Raw genomic sequence first — 484 nt, 5'->3', positions numbered from 1 at the left:
ATGCCGATCTCGTACGGTAATAGGTGACTGGAGTCGTAAGACGGCCCTCCAGTCGCGCGTGTTCGCGAGTGACACCAACCTTGTGCGGGATGTACTGTTTCGTCTTCGTACGATATATTCGGACGCTTTCAGGGCGCGTATTGGTAGTTGACCGAGACGATGTTCGCAGACTTCTGGACCTCCCTGACGAACTCGTCTCGTTGCTCGTCGTCGAGGAGCCGATCGCTCGGACAGACGATCCCGACCGAACCGAGAACGCGGTCCTCGACGCGGACGGGTGCCGCCACCGCGCCCATCCCGACGACCTGCTCGTCACGGTCGATGCTGTATCCCTGCTCGCGGACCGCTTCGAGTTCGGCGGTCAGTTCCTCGGGATCGGTGATCGAGTTCGCGGTCTGCGCCGGCAACCCGTGCGTCTCGACGATACGCTCTATGGCGTCCTCGCCGAGGTGGGCCAGAATGGCTTTGCCGCCCGCGTGCGTGT

General features: G+C 62.4%; 1 protein-coding gene. It reads right to left on the bottom strand.

What is annotated here, in order from left to right; all coding sequences use genetic code 11:
* Positions 1 to 128: 128 nt before the first annotated feature.
* Positions 129 to 484: IclR family transcriptional regulator (locus tag DEQ92_RS22250; protein WP_199522975.1), on the bottom strand; the 356-nt coding region annotated here is incomplete at its 5' end.

It is taken from the genome of Haloferax sp. Atlit-6N, from assembly GCF_003383195.1.
GTDB classification, from domain to species: Archaea; Halobacteriota; Halobacteria; order Halobacteriales; family Haloferacaceae; genus Haloferax; species Haloferax gibbonsii.
The sequence above is the reverse complement of the archived record's forward strand: the minus strand, read 5'-3'. Positions and strand labels throughout refer to the sequence as shown.